This window comes from Rhabdobacter roseus, from assembly GCF_014202275.1.
Taxonomy (GTDB): Bacteria; Bacteroidota; Bacteroidia; order Cytophagales; family Spirosomataceae; genus Rhabdobacter; species Rhabdobacter roseus.
In genome coordinates this window covers 203,141-226,775 of record NZ_JACHGF010000005.1, presented here as the reverse complement: position 1 = coordinate 226,775, position 23,635 = coordinate 203,141, and the positions used below count along the sequence as shown (strand labels likewise).

The following is a 23,635-nucleotide window of genomic DNA, read 5'->3' as shown; positions in this document are numbered from 1 at the left end:
GGGCTATATTTTTTCCAATAACTGATGGGCAAAAAATGGTGCGGAGGTAAATTTTCCTGTATCTATTGAGTAATAGCCATCATGCGCATGGATACCGATTTTAAAACGGCGGTGCAGTTCGCTGCCGTGGTCGTCGATGTCGGTATTGCCCCAAGAAAAAATAGTACCAGCGTCGATATGTTGTATCTTAAACTGATCCATCCCCGGGAAGAAGGTAGTAAGGCCTTGCAGGGCTTCTTGGGCCCAATCCTGGTGCTCATCAAAGCTGGATAAGCCCCGGCAGGCATCTTCCCATTGTTTTGGAGGCGATACTTCCTCCGACCAGCCGCGCATACAAGATGGGTACCACGAAAGGTACGTGAGGCCGGTAGGGTACGTGACGATATCACCGAAGGGCCCCAGCACAAAGGTGTACGACTGAATAGAGGATAGATGCGCAGGAAGTTGCCCCAGCAGGCGGTACTTAAGGCGATAAATCCACTTTGGCTTGGTAGGGGCTAAGCCTAGCGTGGCATCGATTTGGAGCCGATTGTCCCAGAGGCAATTTACAATGATGCCCGCGTCTTCGGTCCAGGCCTTTCCCTCGTGGGTCTCACCCTCTACCCGAAACCCAAACGATGTCTTTTGCACGGCTTTGACCGTTCGGTTGGCTTCTATCTTTATTTTTTTGCTTTGAACAATCTGCGTAAGTAGCGCTTTAAATTTACGTAAATCAATGGCGAGCTCCTCGGTTTGAAGGGTACTTGTCACGGCGTTCTTATTCATGAGCCGGTGGGAGCGCTCGGGCTTTTGCCAGAGCGCGTCGGGGCGTCCCCCCAGGTAGTGATGGTAGGGTGTTTTGTACGCCTGGTAGTAGTCCTGCAAGGCTTGGTAGTGCCCCAGCAGCTGATCCAGCGGGACCATCGAATCTTTATGAATAACATAAGTAAACTTATTGGATATAAGCCGGTTCCAGTCAATTTTTTCGCAGGACCATTCTTCCAGCAAGGGCGCAAATAATAAAGATGACTCCAGCATCAGGGAGGCCGTTTGAAAGCTAGGGTCGTTGGCATACACAAAACCCATGTGAATCTTGCCCTCATTGCGGAGGCTGGCCCGGTTAAAAAGTTCGGAACATTTATCAATGAGCGTTACATCGTATCCTTTGGTTTGTAGAGCAAGAGCACAGGCAATGCCTTGAATACCGGCTCCGAGAATTAGCGCTTTTTCTTTCATAAGTTAGGTAGTTGAGGGTGCTTTATAGGTAGGTTTAACGTTGATTTTTTCGACGCTTGGGACTACCGGTACGAGCTAAAATACCGGCTATTTTTTTCTGCCTTACCCAAATTAGCAAACGCCAATAGAGCTTGCGGTCAAACCAATAGATGAGCGTGAGGTAGGTAGTGAGGCCCGTCAGAACCGTAATGATAAGCTCGGCTTCGTCTGCTACGTAGGAGGTAATAAGGTACCGGATACCAACGACGGCTACGAGCAAGATGAAGCTAAAAGCGGAACTCTTCGAAATGGCCCCGAAAACGGCCCGGTTGGTGAGCGGGATGAGTTGCCCTACGAAGTAGTTGAAGAGAAAGAAATTAAGCATACCGCTGACAACCAAACTAACGGCCACTCCGATCAATCCAAAGGGTAATGCTACGAGAATACCCAGAATGGTTAAGAAGCGGGTAGCCAGCATGGCCCGAAAGAAGAGGTCTGTCCGGCCTACAGCCTGATACACGGAGCCGGGAGAAATACACACTTCAAACAGGGAGGCCAGCCCCAGAAGCCGGAGCACCGGCACCACCTCCCGCCATTGCTCTCCCATGACGAGCTGCACCACCAGGTCACTTGTGGCTCCAAAACCAATAATGACGGGAAAAGAGAGGTAGGCAGTTAGCGACGTAAGCTTTAAGTAATACCGACTAATGGCCTGAGGATCGTGCTGTACCTTGGTCAGGGCCGCAAACGAAACCTGCGCAATGCGGCCCTTGATGTTAGCCAAGGGCCATAAGTATAAGCTATAAGCCATGCTGTATATTCCCAGGCTGGTGGTCCCGATCCACTTGCCAATCATTACGTCGTCGATCCGGCGGCCAACCAGCAGCACCAGCTGCGTGAGCGATTGGGGAATGCCAAAGCGGAGCAATTCTTTTATTTCCGCCCACCCTAACTCCCACCTGAAACGCGGCCAGGCCAAAAAACAATAGCTGATGGTCTGTATCAATTGAAAAGCAATGGATTTAGCGACCAGGGCTTTCCAGCCTAGGCCCTGACTAGCCAGGTATACCGCCAATATTCCAGACAGAAAGGTACTTATAAAATCAATGACAGCGATACGGTTGAAATGCAGGGAGCGTTGCAGCAAGGCCACCGGGACCGACCGCACTAGCCCGAACGGCAGCGTAAGGGCAAAAGCGTACAGAATCCACTGAATTTCGGCCTGCTGGTAAAAAGAAGCCACCAGGGGCGCTGCGACCCACATCAGGAGCATAGCGGTGCTGCCCGTAATACCCATGATCACGAAAGCCGCCGTGTAGTATTTATCGTTCAGCGTGGGCCTTTGCGTGAGGGCGGCGGTACTTCCTAGCTGTCCCAGTAAATCAACGACGCTCGAAAAGGCCAGGGCAATGGCTACTACTCCGTAATCTTTAGGGAGGAGTAGCCGACTAAGCCATAGGGTAAAAACAACGTTAATAGCCTGACCCAGTAGCGAAGCCACCAAATTCCACCGGATTCCGGATTGGATCGATCGTTCGAGGCGGCGGCTGGCACTACTCGCCCGCTCGTTCTCGATTTGCATACAGCTCGGTTAGGAAAATTGATAGGGAATGTGCGGGGTATTGCCCGGAATTCGCCAATGGTCCGGATCTTCGTACTGGTACGCCTGATCGACGATATTAAGCAGGCTGGCTGTAGTATCGGTGTAGTTTTGCACACCGTGCCATACCTGGGGCGGCACGATAATCAGCATGGGGCGTAGCGTGCCGCCACGGAATTCGTTGATCATGCCATAGGTTGGGGAGCCTTCGCGGCCGTCGTAAAGTACCACTTTGATGGAGCCTACATTGACAAAAATACGGTCAGTCGTAAATTGGTGAGCGTGCCAGGCCGAAATACCCTTGGGAAGCAGGGTAACCTGAAACACCTGATCCACAGGCAAGCCATCAACCTCCCACTCCTTCCGGTAGATTTCGGTCAGGTAGCCGTTATTCTTCAATACATTTTTTACTTCCTTCACCTGTACGCCTTCAATTAGCGTGAGCGCGGAGGGCGTCCAGTCAGCGGTGATACTCTGGGGATCTTTTTCGGTACCGGGTAAATTCCAGTTCATAAAGGGGGTGTTTTATTGTGTTAAACGTTTTGAGGACTCGCTATTAATCCTTGGGTGCCAGGCCGCGTCGTTGGCGGTAGAGCCTCAAGATGCCACCTTTCCCAAAGGTATAGCGACTTCGTAGTTCGGTAGAGTTAATTCCGAAGCTAATTAGTAAAGATTTTATTTTCCGGCGAAAAAAGCGGCGGAGGTATACCTTTTCGTCATAGTAGTGATCTTGCCCCCACTCAAACAGGATTTGCGTCAGGAGCTGCTCCCGGAAGCGCGAGTTGTGCTTTACTTGCTGATAGTACTTTTCGTTTTCGAGGTAGGCGCGGTCAAGGTAGGCATTTCGGCGTGAGCTGGAAGGCAGGGCGAGTACGGTAATTTGTTCCGTAAAGGCAATTTTTTTACCTAGTTTGTGTACCCTTTCCAGCCAGTCGTGGGAGGGAACCAGGTAGAGGTCCCGGGCGGGGCGCCAGAAACCTACTTCCTGAATCAGTTCTTTCCGAAAAAGCCAGTTGGAAGCGGGTACAAACAGCCGGGCAGGATGAAACCCGTGCTGCCGGGAAGGTAGCCCGCTAATGTCAAATTTTTTTCCGTCAGTGTAATCGATGATGCCTGCGGCCAGCATCAGATCGGCCTGTTTTTGCCTTAGACTATCCAGACAAACCTGAAGGTGATCCTGAAACCAAAGGTCATCGTGATTCATGAAAGCGATAAAAGGACCCCGGGCCTTTTTTAATCCTTCGTTATTGGGGCCCGACTGCTCACCAAAGTTTTCGGGAAGGTTGATGAACTGAATCCGGCTATCCTCAAAGGCGGAAACTACCTCTTGGGTATTGTCGGTGCAGCAGTCGCCAACCACGATCAGCTCCCAGTTGGAGTAAGACTGCTCGATGATGGAGCAAATGGTAAAGAATAGGACATTACTTCGATTGTAGGTAGCTAAAATAATCGAGATAAGGGGGGAATCCATCGTGATAGAGCAAGGTTAATCAGGGCAAAGGCATTAATCAAGATACGCCGCCTACTGGCTTAGGTACCTTTTAAAGCGTTTTTGTATACTAACTGAGGAAGATATTTAGCGTGTGAATATACTTGTTTGCGCCAATCATTCGTTCCAAAATTTGGAATTAGCTTTATTTCCGCAGCCCACCCCTCTTCAAAATTCGGACTGACCTGCCGAAACTCCGGTAAACGATTATTTGGCCAGGTACCTTTTCTTTAGAATTTATCTCCATTTGTACAATAGAGATATGAGACTCCTTGGTGTACTTCAGTAAGTACCATAGTGTGGATAGTGTTCCTCCTGTTAATCAGTTTTTTAGTGAACGGTAAAACTTTTTTATTTCTATTGCGTTATACTTGTTCATTATAAATAAATGTAGAACGAACGAAACCATGCATGATTCGAATTCTGTTTTTAGTAATTTCGATTATGTCTTTGGGCGTTTTTACAGTAGGCAAGCGTGAGAAAAAAGAAGTAAAAGTAGAGGAAGAAGTTGCCTATCCTGTTAAGCCAACCGAGGTTGAGTTGATCGCCATTCACTTTTGCGGTGATACAATTCCCTTACAAGAGACATACGTAGCCCGACGCTATCAGAACATGATTAAGAGCTACGACAACCCGACCTTCCGTCGCATGAGGGCTCGCTCCCGCCGGGACATGAAGGTCATTGAGCCCATCCTGAAAAGGTACGGAATCCCGTCCGACTTCAAGTACGTTCCTATTATCGAAAGTGCGATGAGCCCCTCGACCACCTCGCCCCGCGGGGCCGCTGGTTACTGGCAATTTATGCCCGAAACGGCCCGTTCACTGGGATTGACCGTAGACGAAACGGTGGACGAACGCAACAACCTGGTTAAGTCCACGCACGCGGCCTGCAAGTACCTGCGCCGCCTGCACCGCCAGCTGGGCTCCTGGACGCTCGTAGCGGCGGCTTACAACGCGGGCCCTACCCGCATCCAGCGGCGCATGGATGAGCAGGGCAAGGAAGACTACTACGACCTGCGCCTGAATCCCGAAACGACCAAGTACGTCTTTAAGCTGGTGGCCGTGAAGGAGTGGTTTACGAATCCGACGCGTTGCCTTGAGTGGACTGACGATACGGTTTTTGCCCGCGTGGCAGAAATTGACCGCTTGCAAAAGGTTTTTGAGGAAGCCAGCCAAAAAGTGATCGCCGAAGCCGATTTTGGCTCCTATTAGCTGGTAAGTACCTCCATTATACCAAGAAGCCCTTTCTCAAAGTACCTGAGAAAGGGCTTCTGTTTGAAATAGGTACCTGCCTTACCAGGTACCTATTTTAGCGATTTCATGATTTCTTCAATGGCTTTGTCGAGCTGAGGGTCTTGCTCGTTCAGCCGGTGCATGAAGGTTTGTTTGACGTAAATATCCGGCGTTACGCCTTCTTTTTCAATGTCTTTTCCGTCCAGCGTGTAGCAACCCCAGGAGGGCAGCCGGTAGAAGGAGCCATCCACCAGCCCTTTGCCCGAAGTGAAGATAATCCAACGGTAGGTTTCGGTCCCGATGATTTTGCCAAGTTGAAGTGCCTTGAAGCCGGTGGCGGTCATCTCGGCGTCGGAGAGCGATTGCTCGTTAATGAGCAGTACCATGGGCTTGGCGGCCACGCCGAAGTTGGGCTGGGGCGTAGGCTTACCCTCGCGGTATTTCCACTGTAGGTAGGGGCGCCGCGAAAGAAAGTCCAGCACCAGGTCGTGCACATTTCCGCCGGTATTGTAGCGAAGGTCCAGAATGAGCGCGTCTTTCTGGTACCAGTCGCGGGTCATGTCTACCACAAAGTCTTCGTACTCGCCCATGCCCATGTTTTTCATGTGTACGTAGGCAATCCGTTTGTTGCTGGCCTTGTCTACGTAATCCTGGTTCCAGTCCTGCCATTCGTCGTAGAGGTTTCCGTCCAGCGACGACTGCGGGTGCAGCCGTACGGTGTAGGTAGTATCGACCTTGTGGCGCAAGAAGGTCAGCTGCATTTCCTCGTCACGCGAGGGCTGGGTAAAGTACCGGTCGCGGTTTTGCGTGGTATCTACGGCTACCTGATTGACGTGCGTGAGGCGGTCGCCGGGCAGGATGTTTTTCTCGTGCTTGTCGGCGGCGCTCCGCTTTACTACCCGCTGTACCACGTAGGGGCGCTGGTTGTCAAACAGGATGCCCGTTTCGGCCGTGGCCTGCTTGTAAAATACCCGCTCTTCGGGCCCATTGGAATAAAAACCCAGGTGCGAGGCATTGAGCTCACCCAGCAGGTCGTTGAAGAGCGTCCGGAAGTCGCCGCGGTTGGTCAGGTAAGGCAGGAAGGTCACGTACTTGTCGCGCAGGGCTTTCCAGTCGTTGCCGTGGAAGGTTTCGTCGTAGAAATTTTCCTCCACGCCCGCCCAGGCTTCGTAAAACATCTGCTGAAACTCGCTTTCCATATTGCGCCGAAAAGTATACGCTATTTCGATGGGCTCGGCTTTGCCTTTCTCGTAGTCTAGCTTATGCAGCTGCCCTTTGGCCAGCAGGTAGTAGGTTTCGCCCGCGCGGGCCACTTCGTAGCCGTATACATCGTCAGTGACCTTCTCGGTTTTGGGCTCTTTGAAAGGCTCGTAGGTCGTTCGCCAGAGCGACGTCTTGCCTTCTTGGTGGTTAGATACGTAAAAAATATACGTTTTATCGTCTTTCTGAATCACGTAGGGCGTCCCCTGCTCCCCAAAAGACGGGCTGATCAGCTCCATGCGGTCCAAAAGGCGGTCTAAGTCTAGCTCCAGCGGCTCGGCTGGTTTTTCTTTTTCTGCGGTTTTTTTGGCGCTCGCTTTTCCTTTTTTCTTTGGTTTTTCTTCCGCTTTGGGTTCTTCTTTTTTCTCTTCGGGTTTAAAGAGCTCGTCTAATTTATCGGCGCGGTAGGGCTCATCGAGCTTGGTGAGCGGGAGCCGGTAGATTTTCTGGTTCCGGCTACCAAAGGGATAGCTGGGGTTCAGGCGGTCGCAGGCAAAAAACAGGTACTTGCCGTCGGCCGACCAAACGGGCTCACTTTCGCTGACGCCGGTTTGGGTGAGGTTGGTGGTTTCGTTTTTCTTGAGATGATGCAGGAAAATATCCCGCTCAAAGTCCCGGTAGGCGGTAAAGACCACGTACTCGTCGTTGGGCGAAAAGTAGGGTACATCGTTGTAAAAAGCCCAGAGCTCTTCCTTCAGCAGCGTTTTGCTTTCAAAGGTCTTGAGGTCCATGGTACGTACCTCGCTGCGGCCGCTCAGGTACACGCCCAGGCTACGGTCTTTATTGAGGCTGAGGTTGCGGTTGCTCTGGGTGTCGGTGGTGAGCTGCTTTTCGGTGCCCTTGCCGTCGGCCCGGAGCGTAAACCAGTTGGGGTAGCCCGCTACCGTCTGGCTGTAGAGCAGCGTCAGGCTGTCGGCCAGCCACTTTACTTCCAGTACCCGCTCGTTGGGCCGGGTACGTAGCTGCTTCACGAAGGTACCTTCCACGTCCGACACAAACAGCTCGCCCCTGGATACAAACGCCAGTTTTTTATTGTCGGGCGCTACGTCAAAGGCCGAGATGTTGCCCTTTACGTCGAAGTCCTGGGCCTTGGGCAAGGTAAAATGGCGCGCCAGGCTCAGGCGCAGCGGGCGGGTACTTCGGGTGGGGACGTCGTACAGCCAGAGCTGGTAATCTTTCTCAAACACCACCAAATTCCCGTTGGCGCTCACCTGGGGCCGCTTGATGGACTCCTGAAAGCTGGTAAGGGGTACTTTGGAGGTACCTTCAAAGGTGTACAGGTTATACTGCCCGTTGGCCTCGTCCGACACGAAGTAGAGCTTGTTGTTGCGGTCCACGGTGGCCCACATGTCCTTGCCCCGGTAGTCGGTGTAGCGCTTGTATTCCTTGGTCAGCAGGTTGTACGACTGCACGTCGGGATTAAAGTCACCCTTATAGTTTTTGCGCATGGCCTGGTAATCGCTCTCCCAGGTGTCGTTGAAGAACAGCTCACCGTTGGGGGCCAGCGCTACGTTATGGAGGCGGTTGAAGTAGTGGCCCAAAAGCCGCTGCGGGGTACCTCCCGAGATGGCCACCGAGTAGGTAGTACCGCCGTTCTGAGCCCCGGATTCAAAGTAGATCGTTCGCGAGTCCCAGGACCAGCTCTCCACCAAATCATAGGTACTATGGAAGGTCAGTTGACGAATCACCCCGCCCGCTACGGGCATCAGGTACACATCCGGATTGCCGTTTTCGGTACCCGAAAAAGCCACCCACTGGCCGTCAGGCGACACGTGCGGGTGGGTTTCGTTGCCTTGCATGGCCGTCAGGCGCGTGGCCTGGCCGGTGCGCACGTCGGCTTTCCAGAGGTCCGACTCGTAGCTGAAAATGACGGTTTGGCCGTCGGGGGTGAGGGTAGGGTAGGAAGCGAAATACACTTCGCCGGACTGAGCCCAGGCGGTGCTACTCAGCAGCCAGGCTACCAGGCTACCTATTTTGGCTAGGGTACTTTTGTTCATAGGGAAAAAAGAGCGAATGGGTAGAGGGATTGGATCATGCAACAGCTCCGTAAATTAGCAATATGGTTGCAAATCCCAATCGCTCCTGCGTACCTTTGTTGACGAACGGCTCGCTAAGTAGTGCGAGCGGTTTTTCTTTATCACCCCATAATTCGTTTTTATCCTTATGACAAAGGCAGAAATAGTGACCGACAAGGGTACCATGCAAGTTGAATTCTACGACGATGACGCCCCCAATACCGTTAAAAATTTCGTGGAGCTTTCTAAAAAAGGCTACTACGACGGCCTGAACTTCCACCGGGTCATCCCCAACTTCATGATTCAGGGCGGGTGCCCGGAAGGTACCGGACGCGGCGGCCCCGGCTACAAGATCAACTGCGAGCTCGACGGCGAGAAGCAGCACCACGACCGGGGGGTACTTTCAATGGCTCACGCCGGGCGCAACACGGGCGGCTCGCAGTTTTTTATCTGCCACAGCCGCCAAAACACCGCCCACCTCGACCGCAACCACACCTGCTTTGGCAAAGTAGTGGAGGGCCTGGAAGTCATTGACGACATCCGTCAGGGCGACAAGATCCAGAAGATCACCATCATCGAGGAAGAGGCGTAGCCTGTAAAGGTACTTTGTAAAAAACGCACAAGTCCGAGCTGGGAAGTACCCTGGCTCGGACTTGCGCGTTTTTGGGGAGGGATGTGCTGGGTTTTGCGAGCTAAGTTTTACAGTTTGCTTCACTTAAAACTTCCAGCAGACCCCACGCGGTCCATTTCTATAGGCTCAAAAGGGGAAATTCGGTTTAGTTAACCTGAATTTGATAAACATTTTGCCTTTTTATTTCTAAGGCACTGGTGATAAAGCAGATGATTTCCCTTCTATTCCCTTCCTGATCTTTTCAATCTCTGTTTTTGTATCCTCTTTTGCTAAGTAGATACTTAACGTATCCCCTGTCTTGAATTCTTTACTCCACTTGTCAATCCAAGTTCCTGTTATAAATGTCCCACGGTTATTCGGATCAGGATAAACGGGCTTCTCATAGTCGATAAATATGGATTCTGACTTAACAATATAACTTGTTGCGTCTCCATTTCTCTCCTTAATTTTAAGCTGAAAGGGCTTATATCCGTCTTTTGTTATAAGAATGATTGGGTTCTGAAAAGGGCGGGTATCAGAAGAAACTTCAAAATATCCATTGGTGTTTGTTTTTTTTATATCCTTCCCCTCTAGTAGATTAACGGTAGTTCTTGCTAATGGAAGCCCTGTCTCTTTGTCAAAAACTCTTCCTAAAACTTTAACCGAGAAGTTACAGGCTTGAAGCGGAAGTAAAAGAATACAAACAAGGAAATATTTCCTGTGCATTTTTTCTTTTAATATTTTGACTACTAATTAAATGTATACGACTAGAAGCACTAGAAGCGGGTTTCAATCACCCAATCTTAAAAAGTATAAAGAGATATAAGTCACTTTCCCATTTTCAAACAACCACAAATCACCATAAACTACCCCCGCCAGAACTCTAAATAAAAGCTCTGGCGGGGATAGAAAGTACCCTCCTTACCAGTAATAAGCGTACAGGAAGGTAATGATAGAAATGACGATGATGGCTCCGACGGTGAAGGTGCGGTTGGTACGGAACATGCTGGCGTCGATGGCGAGGCCTTTCTTTTCGTCGGGCAGTACCAGGCCCAGCACCACCATACCTACCACGCAAATCACGAATACCCAGCCCATGCGGTCGAGGAAGGGGATTTGCTCCCAGCCCGTGAAGGGCGGCCAGCCGTTGTGCATGGCCAGCGCGGCAGCGAAGCCCCCCACAATGGCAAACAGCGCCCCGGCGGAGTTGGTACGCTTCCAGAAAAAGCCCATGATGAACGACGCGAAGATACCCGGCGAGAGTAGCCCCGTCATCTCCTGAATAAACTGAAAACCACCCTTCTTGTCGATGCCCATGTAGGGCGCTACCACGATGGCCAGCACCATGGCGACCACGATCACGATGCGGCCAATGTACACGAGCTGGGCTTCGGTTTTGTTTTGGCCCAGGTACTTTTTGAAAATATCCAGCGTAAAAATCGTCGAGATACTGTTGGCTTTCCCGGCCAGCGACGCTACCACGGCAGCCGTGAGGGCAGCGAAGGAAAGGCCCTTGAGGCCCACAGGCAGAAGGTTGAGCAGCACGGGATAGGCTTTGTCGGCGTTGAGGGTACCGTCGGGGCCGGTCATTTCGGCCTGGAACATCCCCTTGCTGTAGAGCGCGTAGGCCGCAATACCCGGCAGTACCACGATCACGGGCATGAGCAGCTTCAAGAAAGCCGCGAACAGGATTCCGTTGCGGGCGGTTTTGAGGTCGGCTCCCAGGGCGCGTTGCGTAATGTACTGGTTACAGCCCCAGTAGTTGAGGTTCACGATCCACATCCCGCCGATGAGTACCGTTAGGCCCGGTAGCTGCGAGTAGAAGGGGTTGGTTTCGTTGAAGATCATGTGGAAGTGATCGTCGTGGTTTTGGGTCATCATGTTAAAGCCCGTCATGAGGCCGTCCAAACCCGTCTCGCCCGACACCAGGTTGACGGCCAGGTAGGTCGTGGCCAGCCCGCCGATTACCAGGAAAAGTACCTGCACGGCGTCGGTGTAGCCGATTACCTTCATACCACCCACCGTGATGATGATGGCAAACGCCGCCAGTCCCCACATGCACAGGTTAAAATCGAGCCCCGAAATACCCGACACCGCCAGCGCACCCAGGTACAGGATGGAGGTCAGGTTGACCAGAATGTACAGCCCCAGCCAGAACACCGCCATGATGAGGCTCACCGTGGGGTTGTAGCGCTGGTTGAGGAACTGCGGCATGGTGTAGATCTTGTTTTTCAGGTAGATAGGCATGAAAAACACCGCCACGATGATGAGCGTAGCCGCGGCCATCCACTCGTAGGTAGAGATGGCGAGGCCCATTGAGAAGCCATTGCCCGACATCCCGATGAACTGCTCCGCCGAAATGTTAGAAGCAATGAGTGAGGCGCCAATGGCCCACCAGGTGAGGGAGCCCTCGGCCAGAAAGAAATCGGTGGTGGAAGCTTCTTTCGATTTTTTTTGGTAGTAAACCCAGTAGCCATAGCCCGCTACAACCACAAAATAGAAGAGAAAAACCAGGTAGTCCAGGGTTTGTAACTGTTGCATAGAGATTTGGTATAGAGAAAAGTTAGGTTGATTCAGGAAACCGGAACGAAAGGTACATTTTTTTCCAAAAATAGTGCAGGCTTAGGTAGCTACCAACAAGATTCTTTGAAATAGCTACAATACCAGCGGCAAACTGATGCGGATGAGCGTACCCGTTTGGCCCGCTTGCTGCTCGGCTTTGTCAAGTACCTCAAAGGCGGTCTTAAGCTGGGTGTGCTGGTCCCAAAGCCGGAAGTACTCCTTCGTGATCGACATCCCCTTCGACTGGTGGGTACTTTTTTTGCGCCGCCGGGACTCGTGGTACCCAATGCCGTTGTCTTCCACTTCGCAGAGCAGGTGGTCGTGGCGTTGGCAAAAGGTGATCTGTAGGTACTTGTCGCCCTCTTTGTCCAGCAGGCCGTGCCAAATGGCATTTTCGACGAAGGGCTGCAGCAGCATGGGCGGGATCTGGAGGTCTTCGTCGGCTTCTTCGCCTTCGTAGTGGATGGTAAAACGGAAATCCCGCCCGAAGCGCAGGCGCTCCATCTCGACGTACATGCTTAGGTACTCCATGTTTTGTTTTAGGGCCACAAAGCGCTTCTGAGAGTTTTCGAGGGTAAGGCGCATCAGGCGCGCAAACTTCCCGATGTAGTCCGAAGCCGCCTCTTTTTTATCTTGTAAAATAAGCAGCCGAATGGCACTCAGGCAGTTGAAAGTAAAGTGGGGGTTCATCTGCGCCTGGAAGGCCATCATCTGAATCTGCGCGAGCTCCTGCTTGTACTGAGCCTCCAGCTTTTGCTGTTTTTCCTGCTCGAGCTGCTGCGTTTTGAGTACCACCTCCTGCGTGCGCTCGGCTACCTTTTGCTCCAGCTCCCGGTTGGCTTCTTGGATGAGTTGCTTGTTGCGCTTGAGCTCCAGGATGTAGGCCTGCTGTACGTTGGTTTTTTCCTCACTTTCCAGGAGCATTTGTCGGCCCAGGCCCAGCGAAAAAAAGATCACCTCCACAAAAGTACCCAGCTGGGTGTAGGTATTGGGAAATAAGCCCGGCAGCCGGTAGTCCATCAGCTCGGTGAGGGTACCGGCCAGGTTGCCCAAATACAAACATAAAGTACCCCAGAAAATATAGCCGTAGTACTGCTGGTGCCGCAGCGCCCCCAGCCGCCAGATGATGTACCCGTAGAGCGGCAGCAGGAGGTACAGCACGTAGCTGTTGGCCTGAAAAAGCAGGTGCTGCTGGCCGAGCGGCAAACCGAGCGAAAGTACCCCCACATTGATGAGCACGAAGCCGAAAAAGAGGTAGTTGACAACGCGTAGCGTCCGAAAGACCGTCGGCTCGGTGTAGCGAAGGTCCAGGAAGTGCATGATGAACAACTGGTAGGAGATCAGGTACCCGTACACGAAGGTTTCCTTTAGATTAAGGCCGTAAACGGGAAATTCCCAGATGAAGAGCCGGTGGTACTTCAGGGGGTAGTCGGCAATGAGCACGAAGCCAAAAACGAAAAAAAGGTACCCGGCGTAGTACAGGAAATTAACGGCCCGGCTCTGGAAATACACCAGCAGCATGAACAGCGTCATCACCAGCAGGCAGCCCAGAAACCCCAGCGAAATGTACAGGCTCGGCTGGGTGGCGGTGCGGTAGGCCTGCCCGAAGGCCAGGTACCCCTCGGCACTAAACCACCGTAGCTGGGTGTCGAGTGGCTTGATGGAAGTACCTGGCAGGAGTACCTCGGCCCGGATGGCCTGGCGCGGTGCCAGCGTAAGGGCTATGGCCTGGAGGTCGGGTGGGTAGGCTCTTTGCGAGGCAGGTACCCCTGGTCCGTTGCGCAGAGGTACCTGGCCCGGCAGGCTAAGTACCACCGCCAGGTTGACGCCCGCCTTCATCCGGAGCAGGTCCACGGAGCTGGCGTAGAGGGGGTCTGAGGTACCCGCGCGCAGGTACAGCGTGTAGGGGGCGTCGGTGTCGTTGAGGAGCCAGTAGTGAGCCAGCCGGTGCGGCCCTTCGGCGGCCCAGCCGGGCAGGTACCTGGCGGTGCTGGGGGGGACTTGGGTGGTTTCGGTAAAAGAATTTTGGGTAAAATGAAGGGTACTTTCGGTTTGCAAGTGGCTCGTGCGCAGGGTATCCTGGGCCAGGGCGGGTACTTTTAGCAAGAATAAAAACAGACTTCCGGCCAGGAAGTACCAGGCTCTGAGCACCATGGGGTAGGTCGGGTAAGGGTCTACGGGATTAGTAATGTACCGGCTGTGGATAGGGTGGTCATGAGGTTGGCGGAGCTCGTTTGAATCTAAAAGCCTAACTCAGGGCGCTACTACTTTGGGTCGAAGCGGATTTTCGGGTACCTGAGGCGACAACCGGGCGGCCTTGGGGTGGGTTGCTGCCGCCTCGTAGGCCTCTTCAAAAGGTACCTGGCTGGCGTCCAGTTGCTGCGTCAGGGCCGCGACTCCTTCTTTCCCTGCCCGCGCCAGCCAGTACGACACCTCCAGGCCGGCCGTGACGTACGCGAGCATCACGTGCTGCTGATTTCCGTTAAAAAAACCTTTCATGCTTTCGATGTTTTTCAGTTCCAGTATTTCCTGGGCACCGTGGGTGAGGTAGAGCCACTCTTCGCGGTAGTCGAGGTAGCGCTGCACGGGCTGGGTACTTTCCACAAACCGCCGGTCGAGCATGAGCGCCAGGCCCTCGTTGAACCACTGGGGTACCTGCGTGGTGGTTTTCCACCAGCCCAGGCGGCTGAAGAGCTCGTCGTGGCACATTTCGTGGCTGATCACGTCCACGTTGAGCCCGTAAGGGTTCAGCACAATGTACGAAGTACCCCAGGGCGTACCCAGGCTACAGCCCGCCCCCTCGCGGCTGTGGCAGTACTTTTCGTACTCCTGCGGGCTGCTGCATAGAATAAGGGTAGGCTGGCCTACGGGAGCTCCCCACAGGCTGGCTACCCGCTGGCGGCTTTCGTGGATGGCGCGGTAGATGGGCACGCGCTGCGCTTTGGGCAGGCCGGGGCTTACGTAGAGGGTAGGGTTGATTTTCTCAAAATCCGAAAAGCGGATCGTTTGGCAATAGAAGAGGTGCGGAAAAATAAAAAAGTACCCCACAACGGTAACGAGCAGGCCGACGAGGAGAAACTTTCCCAAGCGAATGATCCAGTGACGGAATGTGGAGCGACCCTTCAACAAAATCAGTTTTTTATTGTTGTGAGTAAAAGTAGCAGACAGCAACTACGCGGCAAGTTAGCCAAGACGTTCGACTTACAAAACCTCATCTAAAAACATAACACATGGCTTCTTGTATCATTGTTGGGGCCGGCATGGCCGGACTCACGGCAGCCCGCGAGTTGGAAAACCACGGCTGGGAAGTCACGATCCTGGATAAAGGACGAGGCGTAGGCGGGCGCATGGCCACCCGCCGGATCCCGCCCAGTCGCGCCGACCACGGCGCGCAGTACTTCTCGGTGCGCACCCGCGACTTTGAGGAGCACGTAAAGCAGCTGCAGGCGGCGGGGGTAGTGAAAGAATGGAACCTGCAGGAAGCCGAAGTGACGCATCCGCGCTACATTGGCGTGAAGGGCATGAGCGATGTACCCAAGTACCTGGCCGAAGGGCTGACCATCCATACGGGAGCGCGCGTGGTGCGCCTGGAGGAAACCGGACAGGGCTGCACCGTCCACACGGAGTCGGGAGGTACCTTCCAGGCCGATACGCTGCTGCTAACCATTCCGGCCCCGCAGGCCTACGCGCTGCTGGAAGGCAGCCAGATCGACCTGGCCCCGGCGGAGCTTTTGGCCTTTGAGTCCATCTCGTACCAGCCCTGCATTGCCGTCATAGCGGTACTCAACCAGCCCAGCCTCATCCCCTTTCCCGGCATGATCAAGTTTGAGAGCGGGCCCATCAGCTGGGCCGCCGACAACCAGAAGAAGGGGATCGCCGACGAGATGCCCACCGTGACCATTCATGCCAGTGCCAGGTACAGCAGCGAGAACCTGGAGGGGGATTTGAACCAAGTAGGGGAGAAACTACTGACCTACCTGGCCGAATGGCTGCCCGCCAACGCCATCACGAGTTTTCAGGTACATCGCTGGCGCTACAGCCTGGCCGACCGTCGGCACCCGCAGGCCTACTTGGTGTGCCAGACACCCTTCCGGCTCCTGCTGGGCGGCGACGGCTTCGGCATGGGCAACGTAGAGGGCGCTTTTCAGTCGGGCTTACAAATGGCCAGGTACCTTATTGAAGAAGAAAAAACTAACTAAAAGTAGAGGGGAGTTTGCAAGGGGCATAGGGTTCGGGGCATTGGGCTAAAAAGGCTTTATTCCCAGCCCTTTCTCCGGCGGAGAAAGTACCCTGCGCCCCCTGCCCCGAACCATTAACCCTTTGCCAGCAGGGTACTTTGTACCACCTGCCGCCATTGCTCCATCAGGGTAGGTACATCGGCTTGGGTCAAACCTACCGTTTCGATGGGCTCGTGTACCACGGCCCGGACGGTACCCGGCCGCATCCGGAGCGGGGGGCGGTCGGGCAGGAGCTGGTGGTTGGTCAGTAGGGTAATGGGTAATATAGGTACCTGCCGCTGGATGGCCATCGTGAAAGCTCCCTTTTGGAGTGGCAAGTGCAGCCGCGGGGGGTACTTGCTGGCGATCCCGCCCTCGGGGAAAATCATCACGCTTCGGCCCGCGGCCAGCGTGCGCAGGCATTTGCTGAGCGAGTAGGCGCGGCTGGTTCCTTTCTGTCGATCTACCTGAATGTGCAGCTTGGAAAACATGTACCCAAACAGGGGTACTTTCTTAACCCCGTGCTTGCCCACGAAGGCATAGTAGTGGGGTAGGATTACGCCCATCACGGCGATGTCCAGGTAAGAAAAGTGGTTAGCACAAAAAACGTAAGTACCCCGCGGCTCGGGCCGGAAGCGGTAGTCTACGGCAAACGAAATGCCCACGAGCGGAAAGAATAATTTTCCCCACAGCCGGTTGAGGTAGTGGGCGTAGGGCTTCCAGGCTTCTTTTTGTAAAAAAAGGTAGGTAAACGGAAACAGTATGGCAAACAACGTAACCAACCATAAAGCGCACCAGGCGGTGTAGAGTAGCGAAAGGAAACGCATAGGAAAGTACCCGTCGGCTGGTGATGAATCGTTTTAACTAAAAGTACGTATATAAAAGGCGTTCAAACATGAGCGGGCAGGAAAAACCCCCGCCTGACGGCGAGGGATAGGAGTAGCTCATACCCGCAAAGGGCCGTTTAGTGCTTGAAATGCCGCACGCCCGTCGTGACCATAGCCAGGCCGTTGGCGTTGCAGTAGTCGATCGAGTCCTTGTCGCGGATGGAGCCTCCGGGCTGCACCACGGCCGTAATGCCCGCCTCCTTGGCAATCTCGACGCAGTCGGGAAAGGGAAAGAACGCATCCGAGGCCATGACGGCCCCTTCGAGGGAAAAGCCAAACGAATTTGCCTTGTCGATGGCTTGCCGCAGGGCATCCACGCGCGAGGTTTGGCCAGTGCCGCTGGCCAGAAGCTGGTTTTCGCGGGCCAGCACGATGGTGTTGGACTTGGTATGCTTACACACTTTCAGCGCAAACTCCAGCGCCCGCAGCTCGGCCTCGGTAGGTACCTGGTTGGTGGCGGTCGTCATTTGCTCGGCGGTTTCGGTAGCCAGGTCTTTGTCCTGCACCAGCACGCCGTTCAGGATGGTCTTGAACATTTCGCCGGGCAGGGCTATTTCTTTTCTTTTGAGAAGAATCCGGTTTTTCTTGGACTGAAGTACCTCCAGGGCCTCTTCGCTATAAGCCGGGGCAATCAGGATTTCCATAAAGAGTTTGTTGAGCTCTTCGGCGGTCTCGCGGTCCACGTTGGTATTGGTAATAACCACCCCGCCGAAGGCCGACACCGGGTCGCAGGCCAAGGCGTTGAGGTAGGCTTCGCGGGCCGTCTCAGCCGTAGCAATGCCGCAGGCGTTGGTATGTTTGATGATGGCAAAGGTAGGTCCCGAATCCCGGAATTCGTCGATCAGGCTCACGCAGGCGTCCACATCCACGAGGTTGTTGTAAGAAAGCTCCTTGCCGTGTAGCTTGGTAAACATCGCGTCCAGGTCGCCGTAGTAGGTGGCTTTCTGGTGGGGGTTTTCGCCGTAGCGCAGGCTTTGGGCCGGGGCACTCCGGAAGTCGTAGATGGCGTCGGCTCCCAGGAAGTAGTTGTTGATGGCCGTGTCGTAGTGCGACGACGTCGCGAAGGCCCGCTGGGCGTAGGTACGGCGGTCGTCGAGGTCGGTGGTGCCTTCTTTTTGTACCAGCAGCTGCAGCACGTCGGCGTACTGCTCCCGGCTCGACACGATGAGCGTATCCTTGAAATTCTTGGCCGCCGCCCGGATGAGCGAAATCCCGCCAATGTCGATTTTCTCGATAATGTCGGCCTCGTCGGCACCCGAAGCTACCGTTTCTTCAAAAGGATACAGATCCACCACCACCATATCCAGAGCCGGAATGTTGAACTCCGCAGCCTGCGCTACGTCACCCTCATGGTCGCGGCGGTAGAGGATTCCTCCAAAAACAGCCGGGTGGAGCGTTTTGACACGCCCGCCAAAAATAGAAGGGTAGCCAGTGAGGGATTCCACGGCCGTAACCGGAATGCCCATTTCTTCGATGAACGTTTGGGTACCGCCCGTGGAGTACAGGCTTACGCCTTGCTCGTACAGAAACTTCACGATGGGTTCGAGCCCTTCCTTGTAGTAAACCGAAATGAGCGCAGAGTGAATTTTTTTAGACATTGTAAGAAAATCGACGATATTTAGAAAAAATGGTCATACAGCGAATCCGGTGCGGGCTCAGGTACCTTGCCTGGGCTTTTGAAGCCGCAAAGATAGTGTAATCTTGTCTAAATAATAGAAGCGATGTCATCCCCGCCTACTTCCTTTCGAAGACTTCCCGCTCATCCGGGGCTCCCCCTGGTGGGGAATACCTGGCAGTTTGTCAAAGACCCGCTGGGCTTTTTGCGCCAGCTTCAGGCCCGGTACGAGCGCGCGGTTCGGGTAAGCCTGGTGGGGCGTGACATTACGGTACTTTTCACGGCGGAAGATTCCCGACAGGTACTTCAGGAAAACAACCGCAACTACCAGAAGAGCGAGGCCTACCGCGTACTGGCGATCTTCCTGGGCAACGGCCTGCTCACCAGCGAGGGCGACTTCTGGCGGCGGCAACGCAAGCTGGCGCAACCGGCTTTTTACAAGCAGCGGCTGGCCCTCATGGCCGACATGATGGCGCAGCAGACCCAGCAGCTCCTTTCCGACTGGCAAACCCACGACCCGGCCCAGCCGCGTAACATCTCCGCGGATATGCTGGGCCTGACGCTCAACATCGTGACCAGGGCACTTTTCAGTACCGACGTCGGCGAGCGGGTGGCGGGTATTTCGGCGGCCCTCGACGACATCATGCACTACGCCGACCACGCGCTCAAAAGTTTTGTTCAGGTACCCCTCAAGTACCCCACGCCGCGTAACGTTCGCTTTCGAAAGGCCGTTGCCAAGGTGGAGGCCATCATCTACGACATTATCCAGAACCGACGCCAGCAAAAGATAAAGTACCCGGAGCTGCGTTACGACGACTTGCTGGACATGCTAATGGACGCCCGCGACGAGGAAACGGGCGAAAGCATGTCGGACCAGCAACTCCGCGACGAGGTGACGACGATCTTCATGGCGGGCCACGAAACCACGGCCAACGCACTTTCCTGGGCGCTGTACCTGCTGGCGCAACATCCCGACGTGGCTGCCCGCGTGCGCAGCGAAGCCCACGAGGTACTTGGCGAGGCGGGGGTACCTACCTTCGACAGCGCGCGGCGGCTTACGTATACTTTGCAGGTAGTACAGGAGGCCATGCGGCTGTACCCACCCGCCTGGATCGTGGGGCGGCGCGCCCTGGAAGTAGACTACTTTGGTGAATATGAGCAGCCTAAGGACGGTATCGTGCTGGTGAGCCCGTACCTGCTGCACCGCAACCAAAACTACTGGGACCGCCCCGACGTGTTTGATCCCGAGCGCTTCTCCGAAGCGGCTTCCAAAGCCCGCCCCAGCTACGCCTACCTACCCTTTGGCGGCGGCCCCCGGCTGTGCATCGGGAATAATTTTGCGCTGCTCGAAATGCAGATTGTGCTGGCGCTCCTGGTACGTGCATTTGATTTTCAATTACTTACTTCGGGCCACCACGTGGCCCCGGAACCTATGGTGACAATAAGGCCTCAGGGGGGATTACGATTAAGAATCCGAACTTCTTTCAAACATTGAGGGGAACCTCGTGTTAGATTTATGTATATTAAGCCAAAGAAAGGCGCTTTGTGCAGCCAGGATAGTATTTTTTTATTTTTTTTTTGTATCTATGTACATTATAATCTTATAATTCCTTTTCTTTATTCAAGAATAAATTAAGCGGTTACAAGGCGAGTATTTAACCAAAACGTTTGAGTACCTATGACTAAACAGATCTCAATACGCCGAGGCTACGATATCAAATTGGTAGGTTCAGCAACCAGTACGCTTACAGATCTTCCCCTCTCGAATATCATTGCGATTCGTCCCCCTGACTTTCCGCTTTTCTTTCCCAAGCTACTCGTGGAAACGGGCGACGAGGTGCAGGCAGGTAGCCCTCTGTTCTTTGATCGAAACCACCCCAACCTCCGCATTCCTTCGCCGGTCAGCGGTGAAGTGACCGAGATCGTACGGGGTGAGAAACGCCGGATCATGGAGGTGAGGATTCTGCCGGATCAGAAAGAAACCAGGTACCTGACTTTCCTGGAAAAACCCACTACCAACCTGGATCGCGAGAAAATCCTGGATATACTTATTGAAAGCGGCTGCTGGTCGTACTTCCGCCAAAGGCCGTTTTCCATCATAGCCAACACCGCCGACCAGCCCAAGGCGATTTTTGTTTCCTGCTTTGATTCATCCCCTTTGGCCCCCGACCTGGCCTTTGTTTGCTCGCAGGAGCCCGAGAGCTTCAAGGCTGGCCTCGAGATATTGCGCGCACTGTGCCAAAATGTACACCTGGGCGTGCGGGCGGATGATACCTCCGACGTATGGACGCAGCTACCTGAGGTACACATCCATAAAATAAGCGGGCCGCATCCGGCGGGTAACGTGGGCATCCAGATCCACCACATAGACCCCATCCGCAAGGATGACATCGTCTGGTACATTCATCCACAGGACCTGCTCATCATCGGGCGCTTGTTTCGCGAGGGCCGCTACCGCGCCGACCGCATCGTGGCCTTGACGGGTAGTTGCGTCAAGCAGCCGCAGTACTACCGCTTGCAGACGGGCCAGCCGCTCCAGGACATCCTCAACGACCAGCTTACCGGCGAGAAATGCCGGATCATACAGGGCAACGTTTTATCCGGTAAAAAAGCCGTTGCCGAAGACTTCCTGAGCTTTAACACCAACCAGCTGACGGTGATCCCCGAAGGCGACGAGCCGGAGTTTCTGGGCTGGCTCCTGCCGGGCTTTAAAAAACTGAGCCTGTCGCGGACCTTCTTCTCGTGGCTGGCCAAAAACAGAACCTACGACCTCGACACCAACCTGCACGGAGAAGAACGAGCCTTTGTGCTGACGGGCCAGTACGAAAAGGTACTTCCCATGAACATCATGCCGGTGGTTCTACTGAAAGCCATTCTGGCCAAGGACATCGAGCAGATGGAGCAGCTCGGGATTTACGAAGTGGCGGAGGAGGACTTTGCGCTTTGCGAATTTATATGTACCTCCAAGATCGAGGTGCAGCGCATTATCTCCGAAGGCCTGGAGCTGGCTCGTACCGAGACCTAGCGGGCCGCCGTTCCGTCAGAGGAGCGTAGTTTATCGTTTTTCAAACCCTTAATGTACTTACTATCGTGAAATGGATTCGACGTACTGTTGATTCAGTGAAACCTAATTTTGGCAAGGGAGGACGCTTTGAAAAATTCCACTATCTGTTTGATGCCTTCGAAACGTTTCTTTTTGTGCCCGGCACCACCACCTCCCACGGTGTGCATATTCGGGACGCCATGGACCTGAAACGTACGATGATGACGGTCATCATCGCCCTGGTACCTACCCTGCTTTTTGGCATGTGGAACGTGGGCTTCCAACACTACCGGGCCTACGGCATGGAAGTGAGCCTGCTGGATAATTTCCTCTTTGGCTTCTGGAAGGTACTTCCCATCATCATCGTTTCTTACGCGGCGGGTTTGGGGGTAGAATTTGTATTCGCGGTGCTCCGCAAGCACCCCGTCAGTGAGGGGTACCTGGTCACCGGACTGCTGATTCCGCTCATTGTGCCGGTTACGATTCCGCTCTGGATGGTGGCGTTGGGCGCTATTTTCTGTACCCTGCTGGGCAAGGAGATTTTTGGCGGTACGGGCATGAACTTCATGAACCCGGCGCTGCTGGCCCGCGCCTTTTTGTTTTTTGCGTTTCCGGCTTACATGTCCGGCGAGATCTGGACGGACCTGTCGCAGGAGCCGGGCCGGGCGGTGGTCGATGCGTATTCGGGCGCTACCAACCTGGCCATCTTCGACGAAAATTTTCTGGAAATGGACTCCGCCCGCGATATGTTTTTGGGTACTATTCAGGGCTCCATCGGCGAGACGAGTACCCTGGCGTGCCTGATCGGCGCGCTGATCCTGATCGTGACCGGCGTGGGAAGCTGGCGCATTGTCCTCACCGTTTTTGCCGGGGGGTACCTCATGGGCCTGTTCATGAATGTCCTCGCTCCGGCGGACGTCCCGTTGCACGCCATGCATACCCCGGCTTACTACCACCTCATCATGGGTGGATTTGCCTTCGGGGCCGTTTACATGGCTACCGATCCCGTTACGGCTACCCATACCCAGACCGGGAAGTACATTTATGGGTTGCTCATTGGAGCCTTTACGGTAGTACTGCGCGTCTTCAATCCGGCCTATCCGGAAGGTATGATGCTCAGTATCCTGTTTATGAACGTTCTGGCTCCGCTGATTGATCATCTGGTAATTCAACAACACATCAAAAAACGAATGAGCCGTGCATAGCAACCAATATACCTTTTTGTTCGCCATCGGGATATCGCTCTTTACCGCGCTTCTGCTGTCGGTGATGGCCGTTAGCCTCAAGCCCCGCCAACAGGCCAACGAAGCGCTCGACCGCAAGTCTAACATTTTGCAGGCGCTCCGCCTCAGCTCCGATGACCCCGAGAGCATCGAGAAGCTCTACAACGAGCGGGTAGAAGAGATGGTGGTGAGTGCCGAAGGCAAATCCCTGGATGGTGAGGAACCCGCCGACGTGGATCTTCGAAAAGAAGTTATGAAGCCCGCCGAGCAACGTCGGCTTCCGCTGTATATCTACAAGGACGACAAGGATCGCTCCTTTTACGTGGTGCCGGTCCATGGCAATGGTCTCTGGGGGCCGGTTTGGGGTTTTGTGGCGCTGGAGGATGATTTCAATACCATCTACGGGGCCAATTTTGATCACAAAAGCGAAACCCCCGGCCTGGGTGCCGAAATATCCGAATATGCTTTTCAGCAACAGTTTGAAGGCAAAAAACTCCTCGATGAACAGGAGAAATTTGTGTCGGTGCGGGTCACGAAGCCCGGCGAAGCGGGCCGCTACCCGGCGGAGCACCGGGTCGATGCCATCTCGGGAGGTACCATCACCTCGCGCGGCGTGGATGCCATGCTGCAACGATGCATCGAACCTTATTATACCTATTTTTCAACCCTGAAAAACGAATAAGCATC

18 protein-coding genes are annotated in these 23,635 nt (G+C 54.1%); 7 read left to right on the top strand and 11 right to left on the bottom strand.

Going from position 1 to position 23,635, the window contains the following annotated elements; translation table 11 throughout:
• Positions 1–3: 3 nt before the first annotated feature.
• Genes HNQ92_RS17255 through HNQ92_RS17240 form a run of 4 tightly spaced genes read right to left on the bottom strand, consistent with a single transcriptional unit; the run spans position 4 to position 4,265 of the window.
• Positions 4–1,215 carry an FAD-dependent oxidoreductase gene (locus HNQ92_RS17255; RefSeq protein ID WP_184175451.1) on the bottom strand — a complete coding sequence of 404 codons (1,212 nt, stop codon included), beginning with the start codon at positions 1,213–1,215 and terminating at the stop codon, positions 4–6.
• 34 nt (positions 1,216–1,249) lie between these two features.
• Positions 1,250–2,776, bottom strand: a complete 1,527-nt coding sequence (locus tag HNQ92_RS17250; protein WP_184175449.1) for a lipopolysaccharide biosynthesis protein — start codon at positions 2,774–2,776, stop codon at positions 1,250–1,252.
• 9 nt (positions 2,777–2,785) lie between these two features.
• Positions 2,786–3,307 (bottom strand): cupin domain-containing protein, encoded by a 522-nt coding sequence (locus HNQ92_RS17245; protein ID WP_184175447.1) that lies wholly within the window; start codon positions 3,305–3,307, stop codon positions 2,786–2,788.
• Positions 3,308–3,350: 43 nt separating this feature from the next.
• Entirely contained in the window at positions 3,351–4,265 is a 915-nt protein-coding gene (locus tag HNQ92_RS17240; RefSeq protein WP_184175446.1) for a glycosyltransferase family 2 protein, read from the bottom strand.
• Between the two features lie 630 nt (positions 4,266–4,895).
• On the opposite strand from HNQ92_RS17240, the gene HNQ92_RS17235 reads away from it, so the two are divergent.
• Complete coding sequence (locus tag HNQ92_RS17235) at positions 4,896–5,495, top strand: lytic transglycosylase domain-containing protein (RefSeq protein WP_246440330.1); 600 nt, start codon at positions 4,896–4,898, stop codon at positions 5,493–5,495.
• 92 nt (positions 5,496–5,587) lie between these two features.
• On the opposite strand, the gene HNQ92_RS17230 is transcribed toward HNQ92_RS17235, so the two are convergent.
• Complete coding sequence (locus HNQ92_RS17230; protein ID WP_184175442.1) at positions 5,588–8,773, bottom strand: S41 family peptidase; 3,186 nt, start codon at positions 8,771–8,773, stop codon at positions 5,588–5,590.
• Between the two features lie 166 nt (positions 8,774–8,939).
• Here HNQ92_RS17230 and HNQ92_RS17225 point away from each other — a divergent pair, with 166 nt between their 5' ends.
• On the top strand, positions 8,940–9,383 hold the full coding sequence (locus HNQ92_RS17225) for a peptidylprolyl isomerase (protein ID WP_184175440.1): 444 nt from the start codon (positions 8,940–8,942) through the stop codon (positions 9,381–9,383).
• Positions 9,384–9,608: 225 nt separating this feature from the next.
• Here the strand turns inward: HNQ92_RS17225 and HNQ92_RS17220 are convergent, their stop codons facing one another.
• The 4 genes from HNQ92_RS17220 to HNQ92_RS17205 form a co-directional block, all read right to left on the bottom strand.
• Positions 9,609–10,127 carry a peptidase associated/transthyretin-like domain-containing protein gene (locus HNQ92_RS17220; RefSeq protein ID WP_184175438.1) on the bottom strand — a complete coding sequence of 173 codons (519 nt, stop codon included), beginning with the start codon at positions 10,125–10,127 and terminating at the stop codon, positions 9,609–9,611.
• A 195-nt stretch (positions 10,128–10,322) separates the two neighbouring features.
• Positions 10,323–11,942, bottom strand: a complete 1,620-nt coding sequence (locus HNQ92_RS17215; RefSeq protein ID WP_184175436.1) for a sodium:solute symporter family transporter — start codon at positions 11,940–11,942, stop codon at positions 10,323–10,325.
• Between the two features lie 114 nt (positions 11,943–12,056).
• Positions 12,057–14,117 (bottom strand): sensor histidine kinase, encoded by a 2,061-nt coding sequence (locus HNQ92_RS17210; RefSeq protein ID WP_184175434.1) that lies wholly within the window; start codon positions 14,115–14,117, stop codon positions 12,057–12,059.
• 99 nt (positions 14,118–14,216) lie between these two features.
• The gene (locus HNQ92_RS17205) at positions 14,217–15,050 is read right to left on the bottom strand and encodes a hypothetical protein (RefSeq protein ID WP_184175432.1); all 834 of its coding nucleotides are present in this window, start codon (positions 15,048–15,050) and stop codon (positions 14,217–14,219) included.
• A 143-nt stretch (positions 15,051–15,193) separates the two neighbouring features.
• Between HNQ92_RS17205 and HNQ92_RS17200 the strand changes: the two genes are divergently transcribed.
• Positions 15,194–16,162 (top strand): NAD(P)/FAD-dependent oxidoreductase, encoded by a 969-nt coding sequence (locus HNQ92_RS17200; protein WP_184175430.1) that lies wholly within the window; start codon positions 15,194–15,196, stop codon positions 16,160–16,162.
• A 113-nt stretch (positions 16,163–16,275) separates the two neighbouring features.
• On the opposite strand, the gene HNQ92_RS17195 is transcribed toward HNQ92_RS17200, so the two are convergent.
• Together HNQ92_RS17195 and purH are read right to left on the bottom strand one after the other, a co-directional pair.
• A complete protein-coding gene (locus HNQ92_RS17195; RefSeq protein WP_184175428.1) occupies positions 16,276–17,007 on the bottom strand; it encodes a lysophospholipid acyltransferase family protein in 732 nt (243 codons plus the stop codon).
• A gap of 137 nt (positions 17,008–17,144) precedes the next feature.
• Positions 17,145–18,665 (bottom strand): bifunctional phosphoribosylaminoimidazolecarboxamide formyltransferase/IMP cyclohydrolase, encoded by a 1,521-nt coding sequence (purH, locus tag HNQ92_RS17190; protein WP_184175426.1) that lies wholly within the window; start codon positions 18,663–18,665, stop codon positions 17,145–17,147.
• Positions 18,666–18,788: 123 nt separating this feature from the next.
• On the opposite strand from purH, the gene HNQ92_RS17185 reads away from it, so the two are divergent.
• The 4 genes from HNQ92_RS17185 to nqrC all read left to right on the top strand — a co-directional run bounded on the left by HNQ92_RS17185 (position 18,789) and on the right by nqrC (position 23,630).
• Positions 18,789–20,177, top strand: a complete 1,389-nt coding sequence (locus tag HNQ92_RS17185) for a cytochrome P450 (protein WP_184175424.1) — start codon at positions 18,789–18,791, stop codon at positions 20,175–20,177.
• A gap of 183 nt (positions 20,178–20,360) precedes the next feature.
• A complete protein-coding gene (locus HNQ92_RS17180) occupies positions 20,361–21,707 on the top strand; it encodes a Na(+)-translocating NADH-quinone reductase subunit A (RefSeq protein WP_184175423.1) in 1,347 nt (448 codons plus the stop codon).
• Positions 21,708–21,772: 65 nt separating this feature from the next.
• On the top strand, positions 21,773–22,930 hold the full coding sequence (locus HNQ92_RS17175; RefSeq protein WP_184175421.1) for an NADH:ubiquinone reductase (Na(+)-transporting) subunit B: 1,158 nt from the start codon (positions 21,773–21,775) through the stop codon (positions 22,928–22,930).
• On the top strand, positions 22,923–23,630 hold the full coding sequence (nqrC, locus tag HNQ92_RS17170; RefSeq protein WP_184175418.1) for an NADH:ubiquinone reductase (Na(+)-transporting) subunit C: 708 nt from the start codon (positions 22,923–22,925) through the stop codon (positions 23,628–23,630). Before HNQ92_RS17175 ends, nqrC begins: the two co-directional genes overlap by 8 nt.
• Positions 23,631–23,635 lie beyond the last annotated feature (5 nt).

Coding starts and splice junctions, on each gene's coding strand:
- HNQ92_RS17255 (WP_184175451.1), bottom strand. CDS start 1,215: ATGAAAGAAAAAGCGCTAATTCTCGGAGCCGGTATTCAAGGCATTGCC.
- HNQ92_RS17250 (WP_184175449.1), bottom strand. CDS start 2,776: ATGCAAATCGAGAACGAGCGGGCGAGTAGTGCCAGCCGCCGCCTCGAA.
- HNQ92_RS17245 (WP_184175447.1), bottom strand. CDS start 3,307: ATGAACTGGAATTTACCCGGTACCGAAAAAGATCCCCAGAGTATCACC.
- HNQ92_RS17240 (WP_184175446.1), bottom strand. CDS start 4,265: ATGGATTCCCCCCTTATCTCGATTATTTTAGCTACCTACAATCGAAGT.
- HNQ92_RS17235 (WP_246440330.1), top strand. CDS start 4,896: ATGATTAAGAGCTACGACAACCCGACCTTCCGTCGCATGAGGGCTCGC.
- HNQ92_RS17230 (WP_184175442.1), bottom strand. CDS start 8,773: ATGAACAAAAGTACCCTAGCCAAAATAGGTAGCCTGGTAGCCTGGCTG.
- HNQ92_RS17225 (WP_184175440.1), top strand. CDS start 8,940: ATGACAAAGGCAGAAATAGTGACCGACAAGGGTACCATGCAAGTTGAA.
- HNQ92_RS17220 (WP_184175438.1), bottom strand. CDS start 10,127: ATGCACAGGAAATATTTCCTTGTTTGTATTCTTTTACTTCCGCTTCAA.
- HNQ92_RS17215 (WP_184175436.1), bottom strand. CDS start 11,942: ATGCAACAGTTACAAACCCTGGACTACCTGGTTTTTCTCTTCTATTTT.
- HNQ92_RS17210 (WP_184175434.1), bottom strand. CDS start 14,117: ATGGTGCTCAGAGCCTGGTACTTCCTGGCCGGAAGTCTGTTTTTATTC.
- HNQ92_RS17200 (WP_184175430.1), top strand. CDS start 15,194: ATGGCTTCTTGTATCATTGTTGGGGCCGGCATGGCCGGACTCACGGCA.
- HNQ92_RS17195 (WP_184175428.1), bottom strand. CDS start 17,007: ATGCGTTTCCTTTCGCTACTCTACACCGCCTGGTGCGCTTTATGGTTG.
- purH (WP_184175426.1), bottom strand. CDS start 18,665: ATGTCTAAAAAAATTCACTCTGCGCTCATTTCGGTTTACTACAAGGAA.
- HNQ92_RS17185 (WP_184175424.1), top strand. CDS start 18,789: ATGTCATCCCCGCCTACTTCCTTTCGAAGACTTCCCGCTCATCCGGGG.
- HNQ92_RS17180 (WP_184175423.1), top strand. CDS start 20,361: ATGACTAAACAGATCTCAATACGCCGAGGCTACGATATCAAATTGGTA.